This window comes from Vibrio variabilis (assembly GCF_003263785.1).
Classification (GTDB): Bacteria; Pseudomonadota; Gammaproteobacteria; order Enterobacterales; family Vibrionaceae; genus Vibrio; species Vibrio variabilis.
Genome location: NZ_JYJK01000007.1, coordinates 96,359 through 120,144 on the forward strand (window position 1 = coordinate 96,359; position 23,786 = coordinate 120,144).

Genomic DNA, 23,786 nt, shown 5'->3' on the forward strand with positions numbered 1-23,786 from the left:
AGGAGTGGGTGATGTTGAAACTGAAAAAAATTGGAGCCGCTGCTGTAATGAGTGCTGCTGCGATCATTTTGTCAGGGTGCAGTTCGATGTCCGCTACCACAAGTAAAATGTTCCCAGCGATGCTAGAGACCGCGCCTCGTGGAGAAAGCGATGTTTTGCACGCCGACTGGGGGGAGACACAGACCATGTCGAGTGCAAAAGTCGGAGGCCCGAATGGCCAATATCGAACTCGGTCATGGGATGAGCTAGAGACGTATTTGGTGAATCATGGGTTGGATTATGAATTGATCCCCGGTGATTATGTGATGATTCGCCTAAAGCAAAAAATCCATTTTAACACTGGTTCTGCCAATGTAGCAGATGGGTCTGTGGAGTGGCTGAGTCAACTCGCCAGTTTTTTATCAGATCAAAACGGAGTGGATGTTGTCATTGGTGGTCATACTGACAATACGGGGACGGTGAAACTCAATGACTCCTTGGCAGATAAGCGAGCCGAGTCAGTAAAACGGGCATTGATTGGAAATAATGTGCCACAACAGATGATCTACACCCGCGGCTACGGAGAATACGTTCCAGCTTGCACTAATTCCACTCAGTTTGGTAAAGCCTGTAATCGCCGAGTGGAGCTGACACTGATCGTCGCTCAATAATCTCGGTACATTAAAAAAGCGACGGAAACCCCGTCGCTTTTTGGTGTCAGACTCTTACGAGCGGAGCGTTAACTCAATCCGATAATATTGCCATCGTCATCAAGATCAAGGCTCATAAACGCGGGTTTGTCTGGAAGGCCAGGCATGGTCATGACATTACCACACAGCGCGTAAACAAAACCGGCACCTGCACATAAGCGTAATTCACGAATCACAACATCAAAGCCGGTGGGTGCGCCTTTCACACTACCATCGGTGGTGATGGATAGCGGTGTTTTCGCTAAACAGACGGCAAGATTGTCAAAGCCATGCTTTTTGTATAGTTCAAGCTGTTGCTGCGCTTGGTAAGAAAGAGTGACACGTGCTGCGCCGTAGCCGACTTCACACACAGTCATTAACTTTTCTTCAATGGATTGCTCTGCGGTGTACAGTGGCTTAAAGTCCGCCTCTGTTGTACAGGCTTCAATCACTTTTTCAGCCAGAGCGATTGTTCCTTCACCACCTTTTGCAAAACCTTCGCTGATCGCCACGCTACAATTACTGTCGAGCGCTTCTACCCACTGTTTTAGTTGCTCAAGCTCTTGCTCGCTGTCTTGTGGGAAACGATTGATTGCAACGACAGATGGAACACCATATTTGGCAACGTTGTTGATGTGCCATTTCAGGTTTTCAAAGCCAGCCTCTAGCGCAGCGCTGTCTTCGCCATAAATGCTATCTGGGATTGGGGTTCCCGGCTTAAGGTCATATAGCCTGAATTCGCTTTTAGACCGCGTAGAGTCGCGACAATCACGGCACAATCTGGTTTTTTATCCGTCGCTGACGCTTTGATGTTACAGGCTTTCTCAAATCCCATATCAGAGCCAAAGCCGCCCTCTGTAACGGTAAAGTCACTCAGCTTTGTAGCAATACTGTCAGCAATGATTGAGGAGTTACCATGGGCGATGTTGGCAAATGGCCCCGCGTGGATAAGGGTTGGGACGCCTTCCAGTGTTTGCATCAGAGTTGGCTCAATCGCCTCTTTCATGCTTACGGCCATAGCACCTGCGACTTGTAAGTCTTCTGTCGTGATTGGCGTGCCGTCGATAGAGTACGCGACAACGATTTTGCCGATGCGTGCACGTAAATCTTTCAGATCTTTAGAAAGTGCTAAGATGGCCATCAACTCTGATGCAGCAGAGATATCAAAACCATCTTGGCGCTCGTAGCCATTAATAGTCTTGTTGATTTCGTTTTGACCCACTGTAACCATGCGTAGCGCACGGTCATTGTGGTCTACTACGCGTTTCCAAACCACATTTTTGCTATCGATCTTTAATGCTTTTAGGCCCGTGCGGGTTTCAAATGCTTCAAAACCTTGACGCTGCTCGTGATAGATACGTGCGTCGATAGCAGCGGCTGCTAAATTGTGCGCCGCTGTGACTGCGTGAATGTCACCGGTTAAGTGAAGGTTTAGCTCTTCCATTGGGGCAACTTGCGAATAGCCTCCACCTGCAGCCCCCCTTTAACACCGAAAATCGGTCCCATAGAAGGTTGGCGGATACAAGCCATGACCGATTTGTTGAGCTTTTTTAGACCCTGAGACAAACCGATAGTTGTCACAGTTTTGCCTTCTCCAAGAGGAGTAGGGGTAATGGCTGTAACAACGATTAGCTTACCATCACGGTTGCCTTTGAGGCGAGAGACCGCGTCCAAAGTGACTTTCGCTTTGTGATAACCTTGCGGATGATATTCATGCTCAAGCAAGCCAGCTTGCTCGGCAATGTCAGAAATAGCGGAGAGTGACGTCGTACGACAGATTTCGATATCGGAAAGCATTAACGGTCCTTAAAAGCCACAAAATTGTTGAGGAAAACGTTTGCGTCAGGATAATACTGGTTAAATATGCTTTGTAAAGCTAAATATTCAGCGGGCTGTACTAATATTAACCAGTTCCTCAATAGTTGTATGATTCAGAAACAAAAAAAGGGCCGAAGCCCTTTTTTAACGATCCCAGTATGCTTCTTCTAGGCTGTCTTCTCTCTCTGGAAGAGCGCGCGTCAGTCGAGGAGAGTGCTGGGTGAGTACTTCATAGCTCACACGGTTCGCGTATTTGCAAATTTGTGATAGCGACGAGTACGTTAAACAGGGTGCAACGTGCTTGTCTGAGTCTGATACGTTCTTGCTGTGGAATGAGTTAGCTGTCATATCATGTAGTAACGCAGAAAGCGCGCCATCACCAGCACCATTGGTGTTTTTGATTTCCAATGGACCGCCCAGATAAGGGCCAATGTGTGAGTATACTTTTTGCGGATCGGCACAGTCTTGCTTGCGCATAGCGCGGCTGAACTCAAACTGGTTGAAATCGCTGAAGTGCTCAGATGATAGCAAGTCATGGGTAGTTTCGCGTAGAGTGACGTTGTCACAGTAGCCCGCCATGTACAAGCCGTCAGGACCGGCAGTACACAGTACCAAGTCGACCCAGTCTAACGCTTTATCTGCCGCTTTTAGTGGATCGGCAAAGCCAGTCAATGCTTCACCTTCTTCTTCGTTCATCGCCAGAATTGTGACGTTTTCTTGAATATAGTCCTGCCAGAACTTCTCGTTGCCTTCAATCACCCATTTAGTTCCAAGCGTGAGCACTACTGGCACTGACTTCTGCTTGGCAATTTCAACCGCGCGAGCAACGGCTTGTGGCATTGGGTCTTCCGGTTTGCCGCGCATCAGGTAAGAAGAAACGACGAGTGCAGACGCTTTATTGAATACTGATTCAGGAATACTTTCTGGACGTAGCTGGTTCATTTCGCCTTCGTTGATCGCGAAGGTACGCTCGCCGTCATCGGTGATCAAGGTGTAGCAACGACCAATAGGACCGTCGACAGTTTGCAAGTGGTTAAGATTCATTCTTGAAGAGGTACGGCAAAGGTAACGGTAGCCGTAAGAACCCACTTGAATATTTTTTGACATAACACCTAGCAGTACAGACTTACTGTCAGCGAGTACTGAGTAGTTGTGCAGAGTGTTGCCAATGGTGTCACCCGGGAACTGGTGAGTGATTAACTCTTTCTCGACCAACTCGGCGTATAGAGCGTCCGCTTTGCTCTCTTCGAGTACTAGCGAATGTCCTTTGCTCAAGTCGTATTTCGCTAAGAAGTCGTCATCAACACGCGCTTCGATATCAACGATGGTTTGACCGACGCCAACAATCGTTGGACGATACAGTTTAGGCGCGGACTGCGCCTGACTGACCGATAGGTCTTTCTTGCTGGTAGGGAAATAGTGTTTTGACTTACGTTGTCCAGGAAATTTCATAATAAAGGCTAGCGGCTCAAAATTTGGCGGCATGATATCACAGAAATATAATTTTTATTTCATAATTTTGCAGTCATTAAGTGAAGCATCTTACCGTTGGTGGAAATTAAAAAATTACAGTAATGGTTATGTCTAATATATCAGCAACATATTATTGACACTTTCACAAATCCCACTAGTCTATCCTTGATGCACAGTGGGGTGTTGCGTATGGAAATTGCTAATCTGAGCACAAAGGAGTTTAAAGAAGTCCTTAGCCGGCTGGACTGTTACTTGTTTGTGAAGGATGTTGATCGTCGATATGTTTATGCGAATGAGGCCGTTGCCCAGTTGTTTGGTAGATCGGCAGATGACATTATCGGCTGTGATGATGCTCAGTTTTTTGATTTGGATGCGTGTAACGAGTTACTCGTCCATGACAAGCAAGTTCTCAACGGTGAGTCGATCTCAAAGGTGGAGAGAAATGTCGATAATGATGGGTTCATCCGTCATTACCAAACCTTAAAGACCCCAATTTATGATAATCAAGGGCGCGTAAAAGGCATCTTTGGGTTGTCTATTGATATCTCTGAATCGATTGCTAAGCGAGATCAACTCGAGTACTTAGCATTGAGGGATGCTTTAACCGGTGTCTTTAATCGTCGCTATTTAGATATGCAGCTAAAACGTGAGGTGGCCTCGCACGTCCGTCGTAGTAAGCCCCTGTCGTTTGTGATGATTGATGTCGATAACTTCAAAGGGGTAAATGATCGTTTCGGACACAGTGTTGGCGACCAAGTGTTGCAACGTATTGGTCAACTCCTCATGTCCTCAGTAAGGGAAGAGGACTATTGTTTTCGCTTTGGTGGTGATGAGTTCGCACTTTTGCTGCCTATGACGAGCGCCTTGTCGGCTTATCAGGTGGCTGAACGAGTGAGAAGCAGGGTGGTGGGCATCAATTTTCTTCCCACAAGGGAGAGGAGGTCAGTGTCAATGTTAGCCTTGGTGTGGCGCAGTTAACGGGTGCCAATGAAAGTTTACTACTGGCTCAGGCTGACGGTGCCTGATGGCGGTCAAACAGACGATAGCGGCAAAGAACGCGACTTTGGTTCATTGTCAGAGGTTAAGTCGTATCACCCGTTGTGATGTCTGTAACGAGAGAAAAAACTGCTCAGCACAGCAGTAAAGTTGCGCTGAGCAGTCTCTCACATTGCTTCGCTGCTATTTCTGTAATGGCGCTGGTAATGAATAAGCAGCCGTTCCCCATAGCGGAACAGTTGACAGGCTGTGTTTAAAGCTGCCTGATGTTTCTTTTGTCGAGTAAGACAGATACATCAAGGTTTGGTTATCAGCGTCATAGATCCGGCGCACCTTCATACTCTTAAAAAAGATACTTTTAGACTTTTTAAATACCACCTCTCCGGATTTTGACTTATCAATATGGGCAATCATCTCCGCCGTAATTTCTCCTGTTTGACGACAAGAAATGGAGCTGTCGCTTGGATCTGAGAGGCTTAAATCCGCTTCGATACTCGCAACGTGGCAGGTAACACCAGTAACAATCGGGTCATTAAGAGTGTTGAGTTTAATATCTTTTAATGTGAACATACCGAGCGATACATCTCCCACCTCTTTGTCACCACAACCCGATAGGGCTAACGTGACAAGCGGGACCAGCAAAAGCTTTTTGAGCATAAAGGATTCCTTTTTAAATTAGGCTTTTGTATACCATAACTAAGGTTACCCGAAAAATCGAATAGGATTGATATGAAAGACATAGCCACACGCCTCCACAACGAAAAGAATCAATGGCTGGCTAGCCAAGTAGAAGGTGGGTATCCAACCAAAGAGAGCCTCAAAGGTCGCGATCTTTATCTCGGCGCTATCTCTAGTTGTTACTTGGAACCGTTTGAAGTCCCAAGTGACTCAGTATCTAACGTTGAATGGCATTTGGTCGATTTCCATCGGCTAACCATTATGTTCGCCTTGTTGCACTCCAAACGCTGGGCTAATGATGAGCACCAGCAACTAATTGTAGAATTTCTTACGCAGATCATCGTTGAGCCTGGTCACGCGCTGTACGTTGGTTTCGAGCATGGAGAAGTCTCTGCGGCAGCCATGGTAACAACAGAAAGGGAGACGGTGCTGATCTCAGATATCGCACTTTGCGGTGATTGGAACGAGGCGAATGTATCGACTAGCATCGCTTCACTATTACAAAATGCCCAGATTGCAACTAATTCACAGGTTTGGTTAGAAAAACGGTGATCAATCACTGAGTTTCGAATTTTGCTCTCTTCAAATATCTAAACTTTCGATTCCATCGCCTTCTGAGTCGCTGAAGTGTATTAATATTCAACGAAAATTAAGTGTAAAAGGTCGTTGAATACATAATGGCGAGTATTAAATGTGTCTTGTTTGATTGTGATGGAACCTTGGTTGATAGCGAGCGTTTATGCTGTGTTGCAATAGTCGAAACGTTTGAGCAAGTTGGGGTGACACTTAGGTTAGACGCCGTCATGGACAACTTTGTTGGCGGAAAAATTGCCGACGTATTGACGTCTGCTCAACAATTGGCGGGGAGCCACGTATCACTCGACCTGTTAGAGCCTATTTATCGCGAGCAAACCCAACGTCTGTTTGAAGAGCAATTAAGACCAATGGAAGGAGCCGTTGAGTTACTCGATTTCTTAGATCAATCCGGCATTGAATATTGTGTGGTCACAAATAGTCCTACACACAAAGCCAAAAAGATGTTGGCGACAGTGGGACTCGAACAGCGTTTTAGTCATCGTGTGATTTCGGCGTTTGACGCAAACAGCTGGAAGCCTGAACCGGACTTGCTTCAATATGCAGTGACCATGATGGGCTTTCTACCAGACGAATGCTTGTACATTGATGACACGGCTAAAGGGGTGGAGATGGGCATTACGGCGGGGATTCAAACCATCCACTTCGCCTTGTCGTGTGATTACCAACAAAATTCTAGTACTTGCCTAACCTCGATGAGTGACGTCATCAAACACATCGAGAAGGCAGAGTAGTAGCAACAGCGAAACGTTAGTGCATCAGGTGGATATGTTTGATGCGTGGAACATGATTTTGAAAATGCGTGCTCTGGTAAACCACGAGACTATGGTGAGAAAACTGGCGGGTAAAGTAGCCGCAATCTGCGCATATAAATGTCTCTGCATCTTCAGATAATAGTCCTTCATCAGATCCACACACTGGACATAGACCCAGAGGTGGGTGCGAAGGTTTGGTTTTATTCATAAAACCCCTCTTGTTTTGGAGGATGGGTTTGCTTTTATGATTGTAATACTCTTCAGTGGAACTCACTTACATTACCCGTGAATTAGGCGAGGTAATGCGACTTATATCACTAATATTAGTGAATGACTCGAAATCATTGCTTATATAAATACATGCGCATAAAAAAATAGACCAGATGAACTGATCTATTTTGGTTTATGGCTAAACATTCTTTTGATTAAAACGCTCTGGTTGTTCAAGAGCGTTTTCTCGTTGTATCCGTTTTTCTTATGTGCGATAGCGAGTCAATACTTCGCTGAGCACCTTCGTTGCTTTTGATAGGTTCGCTACGCCAATTTCACTGTTTTCTGCAACTTCACGAATGGTTGCTGATTGGGTACGAATATCGCTTAGCTCTGTGGCAATTTCTGATGCCACGCTACTTTGCTCTGCAGCTGACGTGGAGATTTGGGTACTCATGTCCATAACAGCACGTGAAGAGTCAGCAATCGAATTCACATCGCCACCAATTTCACCAATAAGACTGCTACTAGACTGAGCTTGCTCAACCGTCTGTTGCGTGATCTCTGCAATGTTCTGGCTTTCTGACTGAAGCTTTTCAATCATCGCTTGAATCTCAACAGTCGCGGCCTGAGTGCGACTGGCCAAGGTGCGAACTTCATCCGCTACCACAGCAAACCCACGGCCTTGTTCGCCAGCACGTGCCGCTTCGATTGCAGCGTTGAGAGCGAGCAGGTTAGTTTGTTCTGAGATCGCATTGATAGTAGTGATCACTTCATTGATTTGCGTCGTGTTGTCGGTTAACGCAGCAACAGAGTGCGAGGCTTCTTCGATGTAGGCTGAAAGCTGGTTGATATCGGCAATGGCTTGCTGCACACGTTGGTAGCTCTGCTCAACTTGTTTGCTATCTTCTTCTGCTTGCTGGTTTGATTGCAAAGAGATGTTAGACACTTCTTGTGCAGAAGCCGTCATCTGTTCCATTGCCGTCGCGACAGAATCCAACGAAGCATATTGATTGTTGATTTGGCTGTTACTGCGCGCCATTTCTTCATGAAAAGAAGAGGCTGTTTCTTCTAAGCTAGTCGCGGAGTTTTTCACTGTGGTAACAAGCTCTGTCAACGTATCCATTGCTTGGTCTAGGGCGACACCGATAGTACCAAACTCATCACGTCCAGCGACAAAGTTGAGACGAGAAGTTAGGTCTCCATCTGCGATTTTATTTACCGTGGTATACAGGGTGTAAAGTGCACCGCCAAGGAATGTCGCAAGCCAGTAGCTGAAAATACCAAACGGAATCACCCAAAGGTAGGTTAGCGCCAAGCTAGATAGTGCGTCAGATTTCGCTTGCTCAAGCTGTTTGTTCATTGAAACACTGAGCGAGTAGTTTTTGCCGTCGCTGCCTTTCGCGCTCGCAGACACGGTACCATTGTTAATGCCTGAGGACTGAGAATATCCCTCTGTCACGCCCATCTTGTTAAGTAAAGTCATATCACCCGCAGCTTGTGCTGTGTCGAGATACGCATTGAGGCTCGCTTCGACCTGACAGATAGCTTGAGATTCAGAACTGGTTACTGCGTCTTGATAGCGGGCGACAGACGAGTAGGTGAGTGCGGCAAAAAACAGTGCAAACACAATCCATACTTTGTCGTTGATCGACAGCTTAATAAAAAACGCATCGATTTTTCTAAATTGTACTTCTCTCATGGGCGGCTCCGTGAGTGATATTGTTATTATTGAATTGAATAGACATGAAAAAGCCCCAGAGGGGCTTAATTAATGGGTATGATATCGACTTTCTATGAAATATCTTTATAGGGATACATCATCGTTGTGATGATGATCACTAAAACTAACCAAGGCTTGGGAGTACATGAAAGCTTACAAGCAATTGAGCGACAACGATAACCAGGCCGACGCTCATTGCAGCGTAAAGCGCAATTTGCCCACCACCCGTTTGATAGTGCGTCGCAGATTGAGGCTGCTCTAACTGAGCCTTACGAGTTTTCGCGACCATGACAGTAGGTAGAAATATCGCCAGTATAGCTAGAGCGATGGCCGCGTATCCCAATGCCAGAATGAAGCCTTGTGGGTAGAACAAAAGCAAAACATAAAGGTGGTAAAAAGGTAATCAGTGCAGCTAAAGCACGATGAGTAAACGCGCTGTCAGTGGATGTATCTGCTGATGCCTTACGGCCAAGATCTCGTAAGTATTCAAACAAGCCCAAACTCACACCTAAGAATGACGTCACCAAGGCTAGGTCTGCGAATACACCAATAATCGTCGCTAATCGCTCGACATGAACGGTGCTTGAAAGTAGCGAAATCAAGTTAGATAAACCGCTATTTTCAACCAAGGTTTGTTGTTGCACAACGCCTAGCGTCACGAGTTGCCAAAAGACGTAAATGACCAAGGGTAGGCTTGAGCCGATAATGATGGCTTTACGCAGCGACGCGGTATCCCCTTTTAGGTAGTTAACAATCGCCGGAATACTTCCGTGGAAACCAAATGAGGTAAAGACCACTGGGATAGCCGCAACAATCAATCCTTGTTGGAGAGGAAGGCTGGTTAAGTAACCTTGAGTCACATTCGGTGCTAACAAGAAAAGCACACTGCCCATGGCAATCAGTTTGATGGTAAACAACACTCGATTCAGTTTGTCCACCGCATGAGTGCCAATGGTAACGGTCAATGCGACGATCAACGTAAACACTACGGTTGCTGTGGTTGATGATAGAGAAAGCCCAAACACCATCTCTAAGCGCTCAGCAAATTGACCGCCTCCTCCTGCAATGTATGCCGCACACAATGCATAGAACAAAAACAGCATCGCGAAGCTGGCGATGTACTTACCTTTCTTGCCTAGGATCTGCTTTGCAAGCGTATGCAGTGTCGCCGAATGGTCGGCATATTGGTGTAACTCAACCATCAGGAGTGCGGTATAGGCCATGAGCACCCACAGACCGACCATTAATAGTAGAGAGGTACCAAATCCGATGCCAGCTGAGGCAATGGGGAGGGCAAGCATACCTGCACCTATCGTGGTGCCGGCGATGATGAGAGTGCTTCCGAGAACTTTTGACTGCATTGTATATAATTCTTTACGCATTGGTGGTAATTAGCGATATGTAAGCTAATTTGGCTGTTGTTATAGACGCTAATTCTAATAATGGTGGAATTATGCAGTGCTAAAAGCTATCGATCAAGCACTTTGTACGATAATGTTTATATCTCTGTAAACCAGAGTTTACGACTAAGCGTTGAGGCACGAAGCAATCGTTTAACGATGACTTTGCTCAAGGAAATGGTATGAGTGAGTTGGGTTTCTTATTAATGTCATATAGCGTGACTACATTGTCGTATCGACATGATTAAGGAATATCAGCATGGAAAAAGACATCAACGAACAAGAGCTCGAGTGGCTAGATGCGATTGAAATTGGTCTGCTGTTGTCTGAGTTTGACGTGAACGAGCAAAGCGAAGAGCAATAGCCCTGTTACAAATAGTGGTAAGAAAAAGCGGTGAATAATCCCACCAGCGCCATTCACAGCTGGCCTGTGTTCCTTAAGCGTTGGCATTTACAAAGCTACCCGATAGTAGCGATAGACCACTTATGGGTAAGTAATGAGAATAGTGATGGGTCACCTATTTGCCAAAGAGAGCGAATCATGGAAATCACGGGCTCGGATCATGCGGCGGTAATGACTGTTTTGAATGTCGATTAGAGCGTGAATTGAGGTGGATAAAAAAGCGACCTTGAAGGTCGCTTTTCTGATCGAGGTGTGAGTTAACACCAGGGTATCGATTATTTCTTGCGGCAATACTCAGCGATAACATACATCGCTTGACCGTTCGCTTTACCTTGAACGTGCTTTGGATCGTCAGGGTTAACGCTGATACCGCGAATCACAGTACCTTGTTTAATGACTTGAGAAGACCCTTTGATTGGTAGATCTTTGATTACCGTTACGTCGTCACCTTTCTTAAGTTCAACGCCGTTCACGTCACGTGGCTTCTCTTGGTTCTCATCAAGACCAAGCTCAGCCCATTTTGCTACTTCTTCGTCCATGTACATCATGTCGACGAGATCTTGAGCCCAGCCTTCAGCGGAAAGACGCTTAAGTTGACGCCATGCCATAACTTGAACCGGCGCAACTTGGCTCCACATACTGTCGTTTAGGCAACGCCAGTGGTTCACGTCCATGGTCTCTGGGTTTTCAATCTGGCTCTTACATGTGTCGCAAAGCATAATCGCGTGATCAACCGTGATTTGTGTATGAGGGGCAACAGCGAATGGCGTGAGAGCCGTTTCGGCAGCACAAAGTTCACATTTGTTTTCGCAGCGTTCAAGCATGGTTGCTTCAGTAGACATACATATACCTTATTTTGATATGACCAGCAGCCAAAAGCTGATGGTTAAGATGATGTGGTACTTAATTTTAGTATCACTGGATTGATAGCCGCGCATTATACATGGTTTTACGGGAAAGTGTGATCTTGGGCATAAAAAAGCACGGCCGAGGCCGTGCTTTCACCAGAACAATACGTTTACTCAAGCACGGATGTGTTTTGCACTATCGCTGCGTTCGCTTCAACGAATGTCACGACTTGTGCTTGCATTTCAGAGTGATGAGCGATGTCGTTCGGGCCTTGTGGAATAACATACGTTGAGTGTTCTCCATTACTATTAAACTTAACAAACGGCTTGATTTGTGGTCCAAGCCCACTGCTTGCAACCACTGGTGTCAACGCTAATGCTTTCGCCAGCGGCTCCGTGCCCGCCAGTGGTGAGCTCAATGCATATTTGGTAGGTGGAGTGTCATTGGGTCCATTAACATTGTTGGGTACTGTATCATCACCAAATACTTGCGCCATATAGGCTTCAGTCGTAGTCGTATTGAGCACCGCTGCATGGTTGATAGGATCCGCGGTATCAAGCACGGTTTGGGCAGCAAAACTAAATTGAGATGTTGCTGAAATGAGTGCAGGGTAGTTTACGGCTGGGTTGAGATTTTCAAAGCCATTTAAACAGTTTAGCTCATAGTTTTCGGTACCTGATGTGCCACAATTATCCGCTGCATAGGAAGCATATTCAGCAATACCAGCCTGTGCGACGTTGTGAGTGACAACGGGACCAAATGCCTGAGAACCCAGTAAGAGATTTGCTATCTGCCCACCAGCATTCACAAACGACGCGTTTTTGAATGAGAACAATACATCCACAGATGGGTCGAGTGTTGCGCTCGATTGAGCGACCGCCGGCACACCTAATATTCCACCCAGTGAATGACCGATAAAGCTTGGCGCCGAGGTAGTTAAAGGAGGAAGCGCTGCGATCGCAGTACCATTAAATCGCTGCGCTAGCTGATTGGTACCCAGTGCTAAGCGCAAAGTGATGAGATCGAGCATAGATTGGCGAATGTTATCGCGCGCCACCGGAAGCACGGACAAGTTCATATAAGCCAAGACATTGGCATTAGCCGAGCGCTGATCATCTAGACTTCTGTCACCATGAATAGGTGCATCAATGGCGATAACTGCATAACCGTTTAACGCCAGGTTGTTAGCAAATAAATAGCTGTTTTCTTTCGCAGAGGTTATGCCATGTTGATAGATGACCAGCCCTTTCAACGGTATACCCGTGTTTGGATCTTGGTTGGTGGGTGTGAAGAGTAGGTAGTTGACCGCTTCGACTGATTTGACGACAGGCACTGGTGAGTATTGCGTCACGATGCGCTCAGCGTCGTAACGAGAGCCATCCAGTTTAGTGAATGTGTAGCCAATGATGTCTTGAAGTTTCGACGCAGGATCTGCGAAAAACTCAGCAGGTTGATGCCGTATCCAACTAGCTGTTCAGAGAAGTTATTGAGCTCTGCTTCATCGGTTACTGCATCATTGATGATCGCTAAACTTGTCGAACCAGACTCAAACGGTTGTGTATTCCAATTGGTTCCGGTTTCTAGGTAGTATGGAAGATTAACGGTTCCTCGGCTAACGGTAACCATATTCGGAGTGTTCAGGTTGTAAAGACCAATAACTTGGTCACGTTCCGCGGCTGAAGCGATGTATTTGGTAAAGTTAGCATCGTTAGCGAGTACCGCTGCGTAGTCTGCCCCGGTACCAAAGGTCATTTGACCAATAGTGGCCACTGGCGCGTTATTGGGGTTTGCACTCTCTTTCCATATTGTTTCGTAGCTGTAATCCGCACCCTGCGCTAAGGCCAGCATCCCTTTTGTTGCCGCAAGGGTTGCGCCTACTGACTGAGTACTAAACCAAGCGGAATACACAATGCTTTCCGCGCTGACTGGGTTGGGGGTTAGAGCAGTGGTCGCGCCTTCAACTAACGCCTCAACGCCATAGGTAAGCTGTTGAGGTGCGACTAAGTCGCCTGACTCGTAAGGGCGCGACTTTGATTTTAATGAGGCATAGCTTTGGGACATACCCACTTTTGCGCCGTCAACATCTTGTAGTGAATCGTTTATTGCAATCAGATATTCAGATGTTGATTCGAATGGTATTTTGGGAGTAATTATTAGCCTTTTCCCGCTCACTGATACTTCATAATCAATATCATTTTGTAGGACTTTTTCTGGAAGTGGGTTGCCAGTCATCTTATCCGTTATTTTAATGATACTTACTGACGAAGCAGCCGTTGCGGAATCTAATTGACCGGAAAATGGAACAAAGAAGCTGGCGGTCGTCGACCATCCATCCACTTGCCCCATCGCGACGAGTGGGTTTGACAGTGCACTGTCATCAGTCGGTAGTTCGATAGTTCCGTCTACGGGATTGAAGAGTAGGTTATTAGGTACTGGAACAGTGGCATTAGCACCACTTAATATAAACTCAAGCTTAGTTGGTTGCGCGAGGGAAGTAGTAATAAACGACTCATAAGTTGGTAGTGTAGGTTCACCACTTTGCGTAGCGTCGCTGCCACAACCAGAAAGAAATAGAGCGCCAGACAGTGCGGTCGCGAGAATTGTCTTTTTCATTATTGAATCCTTTCTCTGGCCATTAATTGAATACATAGTTGACTTGGAGTGCACCAATAGCGGCCGATGACGAGGCATCGAACGTGAGCACTTCACCTGCAGCGTTCTCTTCAGTGAACGAGCCTGGCTTACCATGGATGTACGTAATGCCAGCATCAAATGATAAGTTTGGGTTCCACTGATAAGTAAACCCAGCGGAATACCAATAACGGTCGGTATCTGGGATGCTTAATGTGGTTTTACCGGCTTGCTGATCAAGCGCGAAACCTGCTCGAAGTGTCCAGTCCTGATTGAGATAATGGGTAAAGCCAAGGGAGTAACGATCGTTGTCGCTATAATCTTCCTTCTTATAGAAACATTGCCCAGCGGTGCCATCGTTACAATCAGGTGACGTCGCTTTTAGTTCGGTAAAACTGCTCCACTCGGTTCTAAACCAGCTATAGTGAAGCGCCCATTTCTCTGCGAACTTGTGATATCCCGATAGCTCCCAAATGGATGGTAAAGTCACATCCAAACGCCCATCAACCGTTGGTCTGGTTGCAATACCCGAGTCATAGCTCGAGAACTCACCATCTTTGAATTCGAGGTCAACGGCAGAGCGGTAGGTCAGAGCAAGGCGATTATTTTCGTTAATTTCATATAGGCACCAACGTTCCAACCGTAGCCAAATGTATCACCTTTAAGGCCGATCAGATTGTCGCTCGGGTTACCTCCGCCAAATGATGGAGCTAATCCTCCTTTGTGGCGTGTCAGTTCCGCTTCGGCATGGGTTAGGTTCACACCAGCGCCCACAGAAAATGACTCGTTAATACGATAGGCGATGTTAGGGTTAAGACTGACGGTAATGAGTGAGGTGTCACCCGCGAGATCGCCTGCGTAAATGCCGTCAGGATAGTCTGTCGCTACGCCGTAGTTGGTAAACAAACCAAGCCCCAAGCCCAGTTATCATTAATAGGACTGATGTAATAAGCACCAGGCACTAGCTGAGTTGGTGCAACATCCTTAGATGTTTGATTTATTGGGGAGGTTTGTGTCACGTCAACCTGCGGATCCACCACTGAAATCGCACCAGAGAACTGTGCAGTATCAAACAACGTCATTGCCGCAGGGTTGCGAGCTAACACACTCGCATTGTCAGCAACGGCACCTTCACCAGAAAAGGCGCGCCCAAGACCGGATGCGGAGTGTTCGTTTGCCTGGAATCCAGCAGCAAAGACGGTGGGAGCAGCAACAGCGAGCGCTATTGGTGTCAGCAGCATTCTTCTTTTCATTTAGTCGTCCTTTCATAAATGTAGGGAATCTGAGCTGTCACATCTTTGAGTGACTATTTAGTGCGACTTGTCAGACCTGTTGTTAACTATATGTAACACTTACGTAAATTAAAAGGAGAAATGCTCAAAAATGATACAGGCGTTCGCTATGCTGTTAGTTGCACTTTGGAAAAGCGGGAAGGATTCACAAAAAGAGAGAACTGCCGGATAGGAAGTATCCGGCGTAAATCAACGTTTAGGCCTTTTTGCAGGTCGGGTGTGCAATGTCGTATTCAGGGAGTTGATCCGCTTTGGCTTTCAAATCTGAAATGCGCGTATCGTGAGACGGGTGAGTAGAAAGAAGCTCTGGTGGTTGGTTTCCTCCGGATGCTTTCGCCATGTTTTTCCAAAGCTCAACACTTTGGAATGGGTCAAAGCCGCTTTTCGCCATGAGCTCTAGGCCAACGATATCGGCTTCTGACTCTTGAGTACGTCCATAAGGTAAAATCACCCCATATTGAACACCGACGCCAAGGGCTGCCATGGTGACGTCCTTATATTGGGAGCCGCCAAGGGCTACGCTGGTGACTTGAAGGCCAGCATTTGCGAGCTGAGATTGTGACAAACGTTCGTTGCTGTGATCGGCCAGAACGTGAGCGACTTCGTGACCAATAACGGTGGCTAACTGATCCTGATTTACCGCAACATCCAATAATCCTGTATAGACACCAATTTTGCCACCAGGCAGAGCAAACGCGTTCACTTGGTCAGAATCGAACACGACCACTTCCCATTGAGAAAACTCGGGTTGCGGTGGTACATGGTCAGTGATGCTTTGGCCACACATTGTACGTACTCATTGACGCGTTTGTTGTCGCTGATTTTTAGCTCTTTCTTCATCTGCTCGAATGACTGAGCACCGAGGTCGCTCATTTGCGCGTCTGAGAAAAGTATGATTTGGCTACGTCCAGTTGGAGACGACGAACAAGCTGCAATAGCGACGGTAATGGCAGCGCTGCAGCACACCTTTGTCCAACGTTTCATAGTGAAGACTCCCTTGTCCTTGTGAGATGTTTGCCTTTCTGGGTAACTGAAGGCATCATTCCTATCATTCAATCAGCTAAGTATAGGATTTATCGATGAGTATTTGGAAGAAGAATATTTCTTTAGAGGCGCTGAATCGCACATCTAAGAATACGCTTATGGAGCATCTTCAAATCGAATACACGGACTTTAGTGACAATACCTTGTCGGCAACCATGCCAGTGTGCAGCTTTACTCACCAACCTTTAGGTATGTTGCATGGCGGGGCATCGGTAGTGCTGGCAGAGACACTGGGTTCTTTGGCGGCTAATTTTTGCGTAGACGACGACCATTATTGTGTTGGTCTGGACATCAATGCTAACCATATTAGAGCCGTGCGCTCTGGGTTTGTTATTGGTACCGCGAAACCCATGCACCTAGCGTCTCTACGCAGGTTTGGCAAATCGATATTACCGATGAAAAGCAACGCTTAGTGTGTACCAGCCGCCTTACGATTGCGGTGAAAAAGCATAAAAAGGGAAAGTAATGGTTATCGATTTTTCCTCGGGCAAGGTGATTGCGACACCGCATGAAGTTGTGGTTCGCTATCTAGTGGGGCAAATCACGTTGCAGTCTCAAGTCGACGCGCTTCAGCTCATTTTGCCTGCCTGTATCCTGTCCGCAAATGGCGCAGAATGTAAGTGGTCTGTCAAACTGGACGATGAATCTCAAGTAAAGGCGATTTCTGAGGCATGTAGCATCGAGATCATGCGCGTGTAACTTGCTAATTCTGTTTATAAAGAGGAAACTTAATGGCAAACGCATTAATGGAATTTCCTCTTTATGAGCAGCCCTCGTCTTCGCAAGCAATTCGAAATCTTGTTTGAACACTTCTCTGGTCAAAATGCCGATACTCAGCTCGATGACGTCACTGGTATTTTGTTTTGTACCCGTCGTAACGCTCGAATTGTGTTAAACAAACTGGAAGAAGAGGGGTGGATCGAGTGGCATCCTGCTGCGGGGCGCGGCAAACTCTCAAAACTGATTTTTAAACAAAATCGTAACGATGTGAGTGAAACTCTGGCGCGTCGTTATTTGGAAGAAGGCCGCATTGGTCACGCGCTCAACGTACTTGATAAAGATGCGAATCGTTTATCGAGCGTGATCCAAAGTTATTTGGGGGTATCTCAAGCGGATGGTAAGCAAGTCATTCGTTTGCCGTACTACCGTCCGCTATCCATGCTGAACCCAAAAAAGCCGATGCGTCGCTCAGAAATTCACATTGCAAGGCAGGTATTTAGCGGCCTTACCAAGTTTGATGAAAACGATGAACTCCAGCCAGATCTCGCACACCATTGGCAGCAAGTCAGTGAGACTGAGTGGCGATTCTACATTCGTCCGGGTGTGCGGTTTCACAATGGCGAATTGCTTAAGCTCGAACATATCATCAGCAGTATTGAGTCCCTTAAATCCGCCAATTTGTTCCAGCACTTAAGCCAGGTAGCGTCACCTTCACCTTGGGTGATTGACATTAGTTTCACTCAGCCAGATCATCGTGCCCCTCAGTTGTTTGCAGAGAATATGGCGAAGATTTTGCCGCCAGAGTTAATGCGAGGGGATGACTTCGACCGGTACCCAATCGGTACTGGGCCTTATTCCGTGACGACTAACAACGACAAACGTCTTATCTTAACGGCTTTTGATGGCTATTTTGGCTATCGACCTCTACTTGATACGGTTGAAGTATGGGTGATTGATGAAGTCCACTCGACGATGGTATTTCCTAGCCTTGCCGATCCCATCGCTGGAGCTCGCTCTGACATTCAAGATGGGATCGACCTCGATCCTGGCTGTACTTATTTATTATTGAATCGAGTTTCAGGCGTGGCCAAACACGATAGATGGGCGCGTTATCTCACCAAACGATTGAACTCTCTGGCGATTTTTCGAAAGCTACCAGAAGAGACGATTAAAGAGCTGGGTATGATTCCTGCCCACGGTATTAAGCCTGGTTGGTATCATCAACCGATGGCCACTCTCGTCGACGACAGCGATGTGACGGACATAGAAGCTAACCTCACAACTGATGAGTTGGATGGCGAGATTCGCATCGCTTATTATGCGGAGCATCCCACGTTCCCAGAAATCTCGGTAGCTATTGATGCCTTGTTAAAGCAGGATGGGATACGCGCTAAATTTATTCGTTATGGAGTCGATGCGCCAGACTTTCATGATGTTGATATTTGGATCCGTCCAATGGGTATTGCCAGCAATCGAGAAGATGCGCTTGCGGGTTGGTTGCTCGATTACAGTGATATTGAGAAAATGGCCAAGCCCGAGGAGTTTGCGGGTTGGCGTGCACTTGTGACCGGGTGGTTGAGTCAAGCCGACACTAAGTTCCCCGCGCAAGAAATTGGTAAGCAGTTGGTACAGCATGCTCAAGTGATACCTCTGTTCCATTGCTGGCTGGGCATTAGCAAAGATCATTGTGGTAGCTTGCAAAACGCAAAATGTAACGCGCTTGGTTGGTTTGATTTTAGTAAGGTATGGGTGAAGCCAGACAACCAAGAGGTGTCTGAGTAGTCATGGCAAAACCGAATAAAAAGCTGCCCACCAAAGCGGTAGATATTTTCTGTGCCAAATGTGGTTGTAAATTGTATCGTTACAGAAAAGGTGGCAAAGGTTCCTTGGTAAAATGCTTCAAAGAGCGCATTACCGAAGACAATACAAAAGCCGTTGGTGTTTGCCCAGAGTGCGACATTGTTTTTGGTAGAGAAATGCTGATACGAGGAGCGCCATCAATCAAAATGATGGGTGGCAAAGTACGGATGAAATAGGAAGGATTTGATGAAATCAAACGCTATTACGGTACTCACAACAGTCGGGTCGAAACAGCAAGCAGACCGCTTGATCAAAGTCTTACTGGAATCGCGCCTTGCGGCTTGTATTCAAACCCAGCAGATAGAGAGCAACTATGTATGGGATGGAAAACTGTGTTGTGATGAAGAAGTGTTGTTGATCATCAAATCCACCAACGAGGCTTATTCAAAGCTTGAGCGAACGATTGTGGCTAATCATGATTACGAAGTACCACAAGTGGTCGCGCTACCGATTGAGGCAGGCTATCGACCTTACCTCAATTGGCTTAAGCAGCACGTGAATCCCTAGTCGGCGAAGTCAGCCAAAACAGCATTAACGCCGTTATGGCTCCGAGCGTGTCACAAAGCATATCTTTTTGTGCGTCCCAAATATCTCCTTGCGAGCCTAAGAACGCAATTCCTTCATCGCCGCCAGCAAGCGCGGCGTACCACCATTCAATAATCTCATAAGCCGCCGCTAAACTCATGATAGCGAAGAGGGCAAACATCATGGCAGGCAGTTTGTTCATAACGCGAGTGCGGTAGACATATTCGGCAATGGGAAACGCATACAGACCTATGGAAAAGTGGGCGACACGATCAAAGTTGTTGCGCTCTGAGCCAATTAACTGATTGAACCAATCAAAAGGTACTTCTGCAAAGGTGTATTTGGCGCCTATAGTGTGTAGTGACAGCCAAATGAACATCAGTAAGTAAGCCAGTTTAGAGAACTTAAACTTTCTTGAGACCAACCAAATACAGACAAGAATACCCACCGCAGGAATAATTTCGGCGACCCACACCGCTCGTGAGCTCGGTGCGATTGCTGAAAACAGAAATACTAAGCAGTAGAGTCCGGTAAGAAAGGTCAGGCTAGGGCAAAAACGGGTCGAGCTTTGATAATTCATGCGTTTAATTTATCTATACAGAATGGAGTAAGCTTAGTATAGGTATAATAAAACGCCGTTCAATTACTAATTATGTTTAATTGGCGATCCAGTGCACAAAAGAGTCACTCGATGACAAACTGTGACATGAGAATCTTTGTAAAAGGTCTTACTTTTTTTTAACATCGGCGTCGCACCATAACGATAAGAAAGTAAAGTCATGAAATTAGAAACCGTCGATTATCAAGCGGCAGATGCTGCAGAGCAATTTGTCACATCACTACGCGAAACCGGATTTGGCGTACTCAAAAACCACCCAATCCCCCAGCAGCTTGTTGAGTCTATTTACGAAAATTGGTACCAGTTTTTTATGTCGGAAAACAAAAACGACTACCAATTTAATTTAGAAACGCAAGATGGCTACTTTCCACCAACGGTGTCGGAAGTAGCAAAAGGCCACAGCGTTAGAGATATTAAAGAGTACTTTCACGTATACCCTTGGGGTCAGATCCCACCAGAATTGCGTGCTCAAATTCTAGAGTACTATGACAAAGCGAACAGCTTTGCCCAAGAGCTACTGGGCTGGGTAGAGGCCCATGCACCAGTGGAAGTACAAGAAAAGTTCTCTATCGCTCTGTCAGAAATGATCAATGGCAGTGAGAAGACGCTGCTTCGCGTTTTGCATTACCCGCCAATGACAGGAGATGAAGAGCCAGGTGCTATCCGCGCGGCTGCCCATGAAGATATTAACCTTCTAACCGTATTACCTGCCGCCAATGAGCCAGGACTGCAAGTGTTAAGCAAAGAAGGGGAATGGTTAGACGTCCCTTGCGATTTTGGTAACCTCATCATCAATATCGGCGATATGCTTCAAGAAGCGAGCGGTGGGTATTTTCCTTCTACCACGCACCGTGTCATCAATCCGACGGGAGAAAAACAGCAAAGTTCACGTATTTCGCTGCCACTGTTTTTACACCCTAAGCCTGAAGTGGTGCTTTCAGAAAAATACACCGCGAACAGCTACCTTATGGAGCGTTTGCGTGAGTTGGGTGTAATTTAACTTAAGTTTACGCTTTGTCTAGGTTTTACGATTCGATAGGTTTTATACGTCGAATAGCAAAAAGGGCTCGAATGAGCCCTTTTTCTATTTGGTCAGGTTACGGCTGAATAATGTGTTTGGATTGAGCCTCGTTGTTTGCCAAGACAACGGGGTCGATTTTAAGTGTTTGCGTAGGGTAGGCGATATCGGCGCCATGACTTTTAATTATCTCCATCACTTGCAGTAGGACGTCTTGCTTCACTTCATGGTATCGAGCCCAGTTCACTGTCTTAGTGAAGGTATAAATAAAAAAGTTGAGTGATGATGGACCAAAGGCATCAAAGTTAACCATCAAGGTTTGGCGACTATCGATGTCTTTGTGGCTTTCAAGCATTTTCTTTACATCGTCGACAATGGCTTCCATCTTGTTGCCATCATCGTACCTTAGGCCAATGGTCTCGTAGATACGGCGGTTCAGCATGCGAGATGGGTTCTCAACGACGATATTGCTGAATACGGAGTTGGGTACATAAAGCGGTCTTTTATCAAAGGTGCGGATAATAGTCATACGCCAGCCAATGCGCTCGACAGTACCCTCAATGGCGCGATCTGGAGAGCGGATCCAGTCGCCGACTTTAAATGGGCGGTCGAAATATATCATCATACCGCCGAAAAAGTTGGACAGCAGATCTTTAGCGGCCAAACCGACAATCAAGCCACCAACACCACCAAACGTGAGTAGACCTGAAAGGCTCAGTCCCAATGCTTGCATGATGGTGAGAATACCAATGGTAACAAAAAACAATCGAGCAACTTTGGCAATGGCTTGTACTGTCGTTTCGTCGCGTTTTTTCTGCTCTAACACGTGTTCTTCGACATTTTGAATCAGACGCAGTGATATCCAGATAAAGGTGGTGATGACTAGGATAAGGTCAATCTTACCAAGCCAAATAGTGTCTTTTTCTGAGTGTGAAGCGACTATGAGCCCAACGGAAACGGTAGCAGGCCAAACCCAAATAAGTGTGCTGACTGGCGTTTTGACGGCTCGTATGACGAGGTCATCCCAAGCAAGTTGGGTTTTTGCGGTGATCGCTTTTAAGCGACCATAGATAACACGCCAGACTAGCCAAAGAACAAAACTGCCAGCGGTGATGAGCAGAACATTGCTAAGCCAATCATAGCCAAATGACTCGACGTAGCGCTGTAAGAATTCCATTGAACCGTTCATTAAAAGGACACTTGTTAATTATCAATAGGTTAATTATCAGTGATTGTGGGTATTTTTCATAGTCATCATTTGTATACCGCAGATAAAGAAACGCGACATCTGGAAGGATCATCGATGTCGCGTGCGTTCAAGTTTTAATGTTGGCTCCGCGCTTGCAGCATAGGTACGCGTTACCAAACTTACTTGTCGAACAAAGGTAGGAACTCTTCGTAGCCTTGCTGCGCGAGAAGCTTTTTCGGTACAAACCGTAACGCGGCAGAGTTCATACAGTAGCGTAGGCCTGTTGGAGCAGGGCCATCTTTAAATACGTGTCCGAGGTGTGAATCTCCATACTTGCTCCGAACTTCCGTTCTCGGATAAAGGAGCTTGTAGTCTGTTTTTGTGACAATGTAACGATTATCAATAGGCTTAGTGAAACTTGGCCAACCGGTACCGGACTTGTACTTGTCAGTGGAAGAGAAGAGCGGCTCTCCTGTTACGACATCAACATAAATGCCGTCCTCTTTGTTATCCCAATACGTATTGTCAAAAGGTCTCTCTGTACCGTCTTCCTGAGTCACGTAAAATTGTAATGGCGTCAGTGCCTCCTTAATGTCTTTGTCTGCAGGGCGAACGTAAACTTTTGCTGCAGGTTGGGTGGCACGATCGATCATCTCTCTAAGGGTGACGGGATTGTCCTTGCGGTCGTCACCAAAAATGTCGTCTAAATACTGATCTCGACCTGAGTTGTAGCGATAGTACTTGTATTTCAGACTGCTATTTTTGTAGTAGTCCTGATGATAATCTTCAGCAGGCCAAAACGTCGTATATTCAATTAGTTCGGTCGCGAGCGGTTTTTTGTACACACCAAGGGCGTCGATCTCAGCATAAATGATTGAGCCACCGCTTTTTGCTCAGCGGAATGGTAGAAGACAGCCGGTCGGTATTGCGCGCCTCTGTCTACGAACGACCCTTTGTCGTCGGTTGGGTCAATGTGTCTAAAGAAATGGTCGAGAACTTGCTCGTAGCTTACGACATCAGCATCAAAAGTGACCTGAATCACTTCAATGTGCTCGGTCTGTCCACTGGCGACTTGTCGGTAGGTCGGTTTTTCTAACGTCCACCCGCATAACCGGAGACGACATCGATAACGCCGTCGAGCTGTTCGAGGTCTGACTCAGTACACCAAAAGCAGCCGCCTGCTAATGTTGCGACTTGCGGCGCGGCAGCATTGGCCTTTTGGCTATTTGCCATGCCTGAATGGCTAGTGAGGGCAAACAGCGCAGGTACCGCGACAATGAGTGAAAGAAGCAGTTTGGCTAAGTTTGTCATAGTTACTCCT

Annotated in this window: 18 protein-coding genes and 6 pseudogenes; 11 read left to right on the forward strand and 13 right to left on the reverse strand. The window is 46.5% G+C overall.

The window, feature by feature from the left end; all coding sequences use genetic code 11:
* The first annotated feature begins 11 nt into the window (after positions 1–11).
* Entirely contained in the window at positions 12–650 is a 639-nt protein-coding gene (locus tag TZ48_RS01455; protein WP_112477990.1) for an OmpA family protein, read from the forward strand.
* Between the two features lie 68 nt (positions 651–718).
* Here the strand turns inward: TZ48_RS01455 and TZ48_RS01460 are convergent.
* Positions 719–2,465: pseudogene (locus TZ48_RS01460) on the reverse strand (formate--tetrahydrofolate ligase).
* A gap of 165 nt (positions 2,466–2,630) precedes the next feature.
* Complete coding sequence (locus tag TZ48_RS01465) at positions 2,631–3,938, reverse strand: inosine/guanosine kinase (RefSeq protein ID WP_112478077.1); 1,308 nt, start codon at positions 3,936–3,938, stop codon at positions 2,631–2,633.
* A gap of 210 nt (positions 3,939–4,148) precedes the next feature.
* Here TZ48_RS01465 and TZ48_RS01470 point away from each other — a divergent pair, with 210 nt between their 5' ends.
* Positions 4,149–4,937 (forward strand): sensor domain-containing diguanylate cyclase, encoded by a 789-nt coding sequence (locus TZ48_RS01470; RefSeq protein ID WP_162674446.1) that lies wholly within the window; start codon positions 4,149–4,151, stop codon positions 4,935–4,937.
* A 201-nt stretch (positions 4,938–5,138) separates the two neighbouring features.
* Here TZ48_RS01470 and TZ48_RS01475 read toward each other — a convergent pair whose 3' ends face one another.
* Positions 5,139–5,612 (reverse strand): CreA family protein, encoded by a 474-nt coding sequence (locus TZ48_RS01475; protein WP_112477992.1) that lies wholly within the window; start codon positions 5,610–5,612, stop codon positions 5,139–5,141.
* A 72-nt stretch (positions 5,613–5,684) separates the two neighbouring features.
* Between TZ48_RS01475 and TZ48_RS01480 the strand changes: the two genes are divergently transcribed.
* Positions 5,685–6,185, forward strand: coding sequence for a hypothetical protein (locus TZ48_RS01480; protein WP_112477993.1), 501 nt, complete (start codon positions 5,685–5,687; stop codon positions 6,183–6,185).
* A gap of 125 nt (positions 6,186–6,310) precedes the next feature.
* Positions 6,311–6,961 (forward strand): HAD-IA family hydrolase, encoded by a 651-nt coding sequence (locus tag TZ48_RS01485; protein ID WP_112477994.1) that lies wholly within the window; start codon positions 6,311–6,313, stop codon positions 6,959–6,961.
* Positions 6,962–7,457: 496 nt separating this feature from the next.
* Here the strand turns inward: TZ48_RS01485 and TZ48_RS01490 are convergent, their stop codons facing one another.
* Entirely contained in the window at positions 7,458–8,894 is a 1,437-nt protein-coding gene (locus TZ48_RS01490) for a methyl-accepting chemotaxis protein (RefSeq protein ID WP_112477995.1), read from the reverse strand.
* Between the two features lie 145 nt (positions 8,895–9,039).
* Positions 9,040–10,276: pseudogene (locus TZ48_RS01495) on the reverse strand (aromatic amino acid transport family protein).
* 433 nt (positions 10,277–10,709) lie between these two features.
* Here TZ48_RS01495 and TZ48_RS24275 point away from each other — a divergent pair.
* The gene (locus tag TZ48_RS24275; RefSeq protein ID WP_162674447.1) at positions 10,710–10,913 is read left to right on the forward strand and encodes a hypothetical protein; all 204 of its coding nucleotides are present in this window, start codon (positions 10,710–10,712) and stop codon (positions 10,911–10,913) included.
* Between the two features lie 80 nt (positions 10,914–10,993).
* On the opposite strand, the gene TZ48_RS01500 is transcribed toward TZ48_RS24275, so the two are convergent.
* The 5 genes and pseudogenes from TZ48_RS01500 to TZ48_RS01520 all read right to left on the reverse strand — a co-directional run bounded on the left by TZ48_RS01500 (position 10,994) and on the right by TZ48_RS01520 (position 16,474).
* Positions 10,994–11,560 (reverse strand): PhnA domain-containing protein, encoded by a 567-nt coding sequence (locus TZ48_RS01500; protein WP_042495704.1) that lies wholly within the window; start codon positions 11,558–11,560, stop codon positions 10,994–10,996.
* Positions 11,561–11,736: 176 nt separating this feature from the next.
* Positions 11,737–12,918, reverse strand: a complete 1,182-nt coding sequence (locus TZ48_RS01505) for a hypothetical protein (protein ID WP_112477996.1) — start codon at positions 12,916–12,918, stop codon at positions 11,737–11,739.
* Entirely contained in the window at positions 12,915–14,180 is a 1,266-nt protein-coding gene (locus TZ48_RS01510) for an Ig-like domain-containing protein (RefSeq protein ID WP_162674448.1), read from the reverse strand. Before TZ48_RS01510 ends, TZ48_RS01505 begins: the two co-directional genes overlap by 4 nt.
* Before the next feature lie 88 nt (positions 14,181–14,268).
* Positions 14,269–15,451, reverse strand: a pseudogene (locus TZ48_RS01515) (outer membrane protein transport protein); the annotation flags it as partial.
* 235 nt (positions 15,452–15,686) lie between these two features.
* A pseudogene (locus tag TZ48_RS01520) lies at positions 15,687–16,474 on the reverse strand (M48 family metallopeptidase).
* Positions 16,475–16,569: 95 nt separating this feature from the next.
* On the opposite strand from TZ48_RS01520, the pseudogene TZ48_RS01525 reads away from it, so the two are divergent.
* The 5 genes and pseudogenes from TZ48_RS01525 (at position 16,570) to cutA (ending at position 19,621) form a co-directional block, all read left to right on the forward strand.
* Positions 16,570–17,000: pseudogene (locus tag TZ48_RS01525) on the forward strand (hotdog fold thioesterase).
* Positions 17,000–17,233 (forward strand): DUF3389 family protein, encoded by a 234-nt coding sequence (locus TZ48_RS01530; RefSeq protein ID WP_112477998.1) that lies wholly within the window; start codon positions 17,000–17,002, stop codon positions 17,231–17,233. The pseudogene TZ48_RS01525 and the gene TZ48_RS01530 overlap by 1 nt, the downstream one beginning before the upstream one ends.
* A gap of 63 nt (positions 17,234–17,296) precedes the next feature.
* Positions 17,297–19,036 carry an SgrR family transcriptional regulator gene (locus TZ48_RS01535; protein WP_112477999.1) on the forward strand — a complete coding sequence of 580 codons (1,740 nt, stop codon included), beginning with the start codon at positions 17,297–17,299 and terminating at the stop codon, positions 19,034–19,036.
* 2 nt (positions 19,037–19,038) lie between these two features.
* On the forward strand, positions 19,039–19,290 hold the full coding sequence (locus TZ48_RS01540) for a hypothetical protein (RefSeq protein ID WP_112478000.1): 252 nt from the start codon (positions 19,039–19,041) through the stop codon (positions 19,288–19,290).
* Positions 19,291–19,300: 10 nt separating this feature from the next.
* A complete protein-coding gene (cutA, locus tag TZ48_RS01545; protein WP_112462632.1) occupies positions 19,301–19,621 on the forward strand; it encodes a divalent-cation tolerance protein CutA in 321 nt (106 codons plus the stop codon).
* Here the strand turns inward: cutA and TZ48_RS01550 are convergent.
* A complete protein-coding gene (locus TZ48_RS01550) occupies positions 19,599–20,219 on the reverse strand; it encodes a DUF2238 domain-containing protein (protein ID WP_112478001.1) in 621 nt (206 codons plus the stop codon). The two genes, cutA and TZ48_RS01550, sit on opposite strands and share 23 nt — an antisense overlap.
* Positions 20,220–20,418: 199 nt before the next feature.
* On the opposite strand from TZ48_RS01550, the gene TZ48_RS01555 reads away from it, so the two are divergent.
* Complete coding sequence (locus TZ48_RS01555) at positions 20,419–21,258, forward strand: isopenicillin N synthase family dioxygenase (RefSeq protein WP_112478002.1); 840 nt, start codon at positions 20,419–20,421, stop codon at positions 21,256–21,258.
* Between the two features lie 97 nt (positions 21,259–21,355).
* Here TZ48_RS01555 and TZ48_RS01560 read toward each other — a convergent pair whose 3' ends face one another.
* Complete coding sequence (locus TZ48_RS01560) at positions 21,356–22,453, reverse strand: mechanosensitive ion channel family protein (RefSeq protein ID WP_112478003.1); 1,098 nt, start codon at positions 22,451–22,453, stop codon at positions 21,356–21,358.
* A 191-nt stretch (positions 22,454–22,644) separates the two neighbouring features.
* Positions 22,645–23,776: pseudogene (gene msrB / locus TZ48_RS01565) on the reverse strand (peptide-methionine (R)-S-oxide reductase MsrB).
* Positions 23,777–23,786 lie beyond the last annotated feature (10 nt).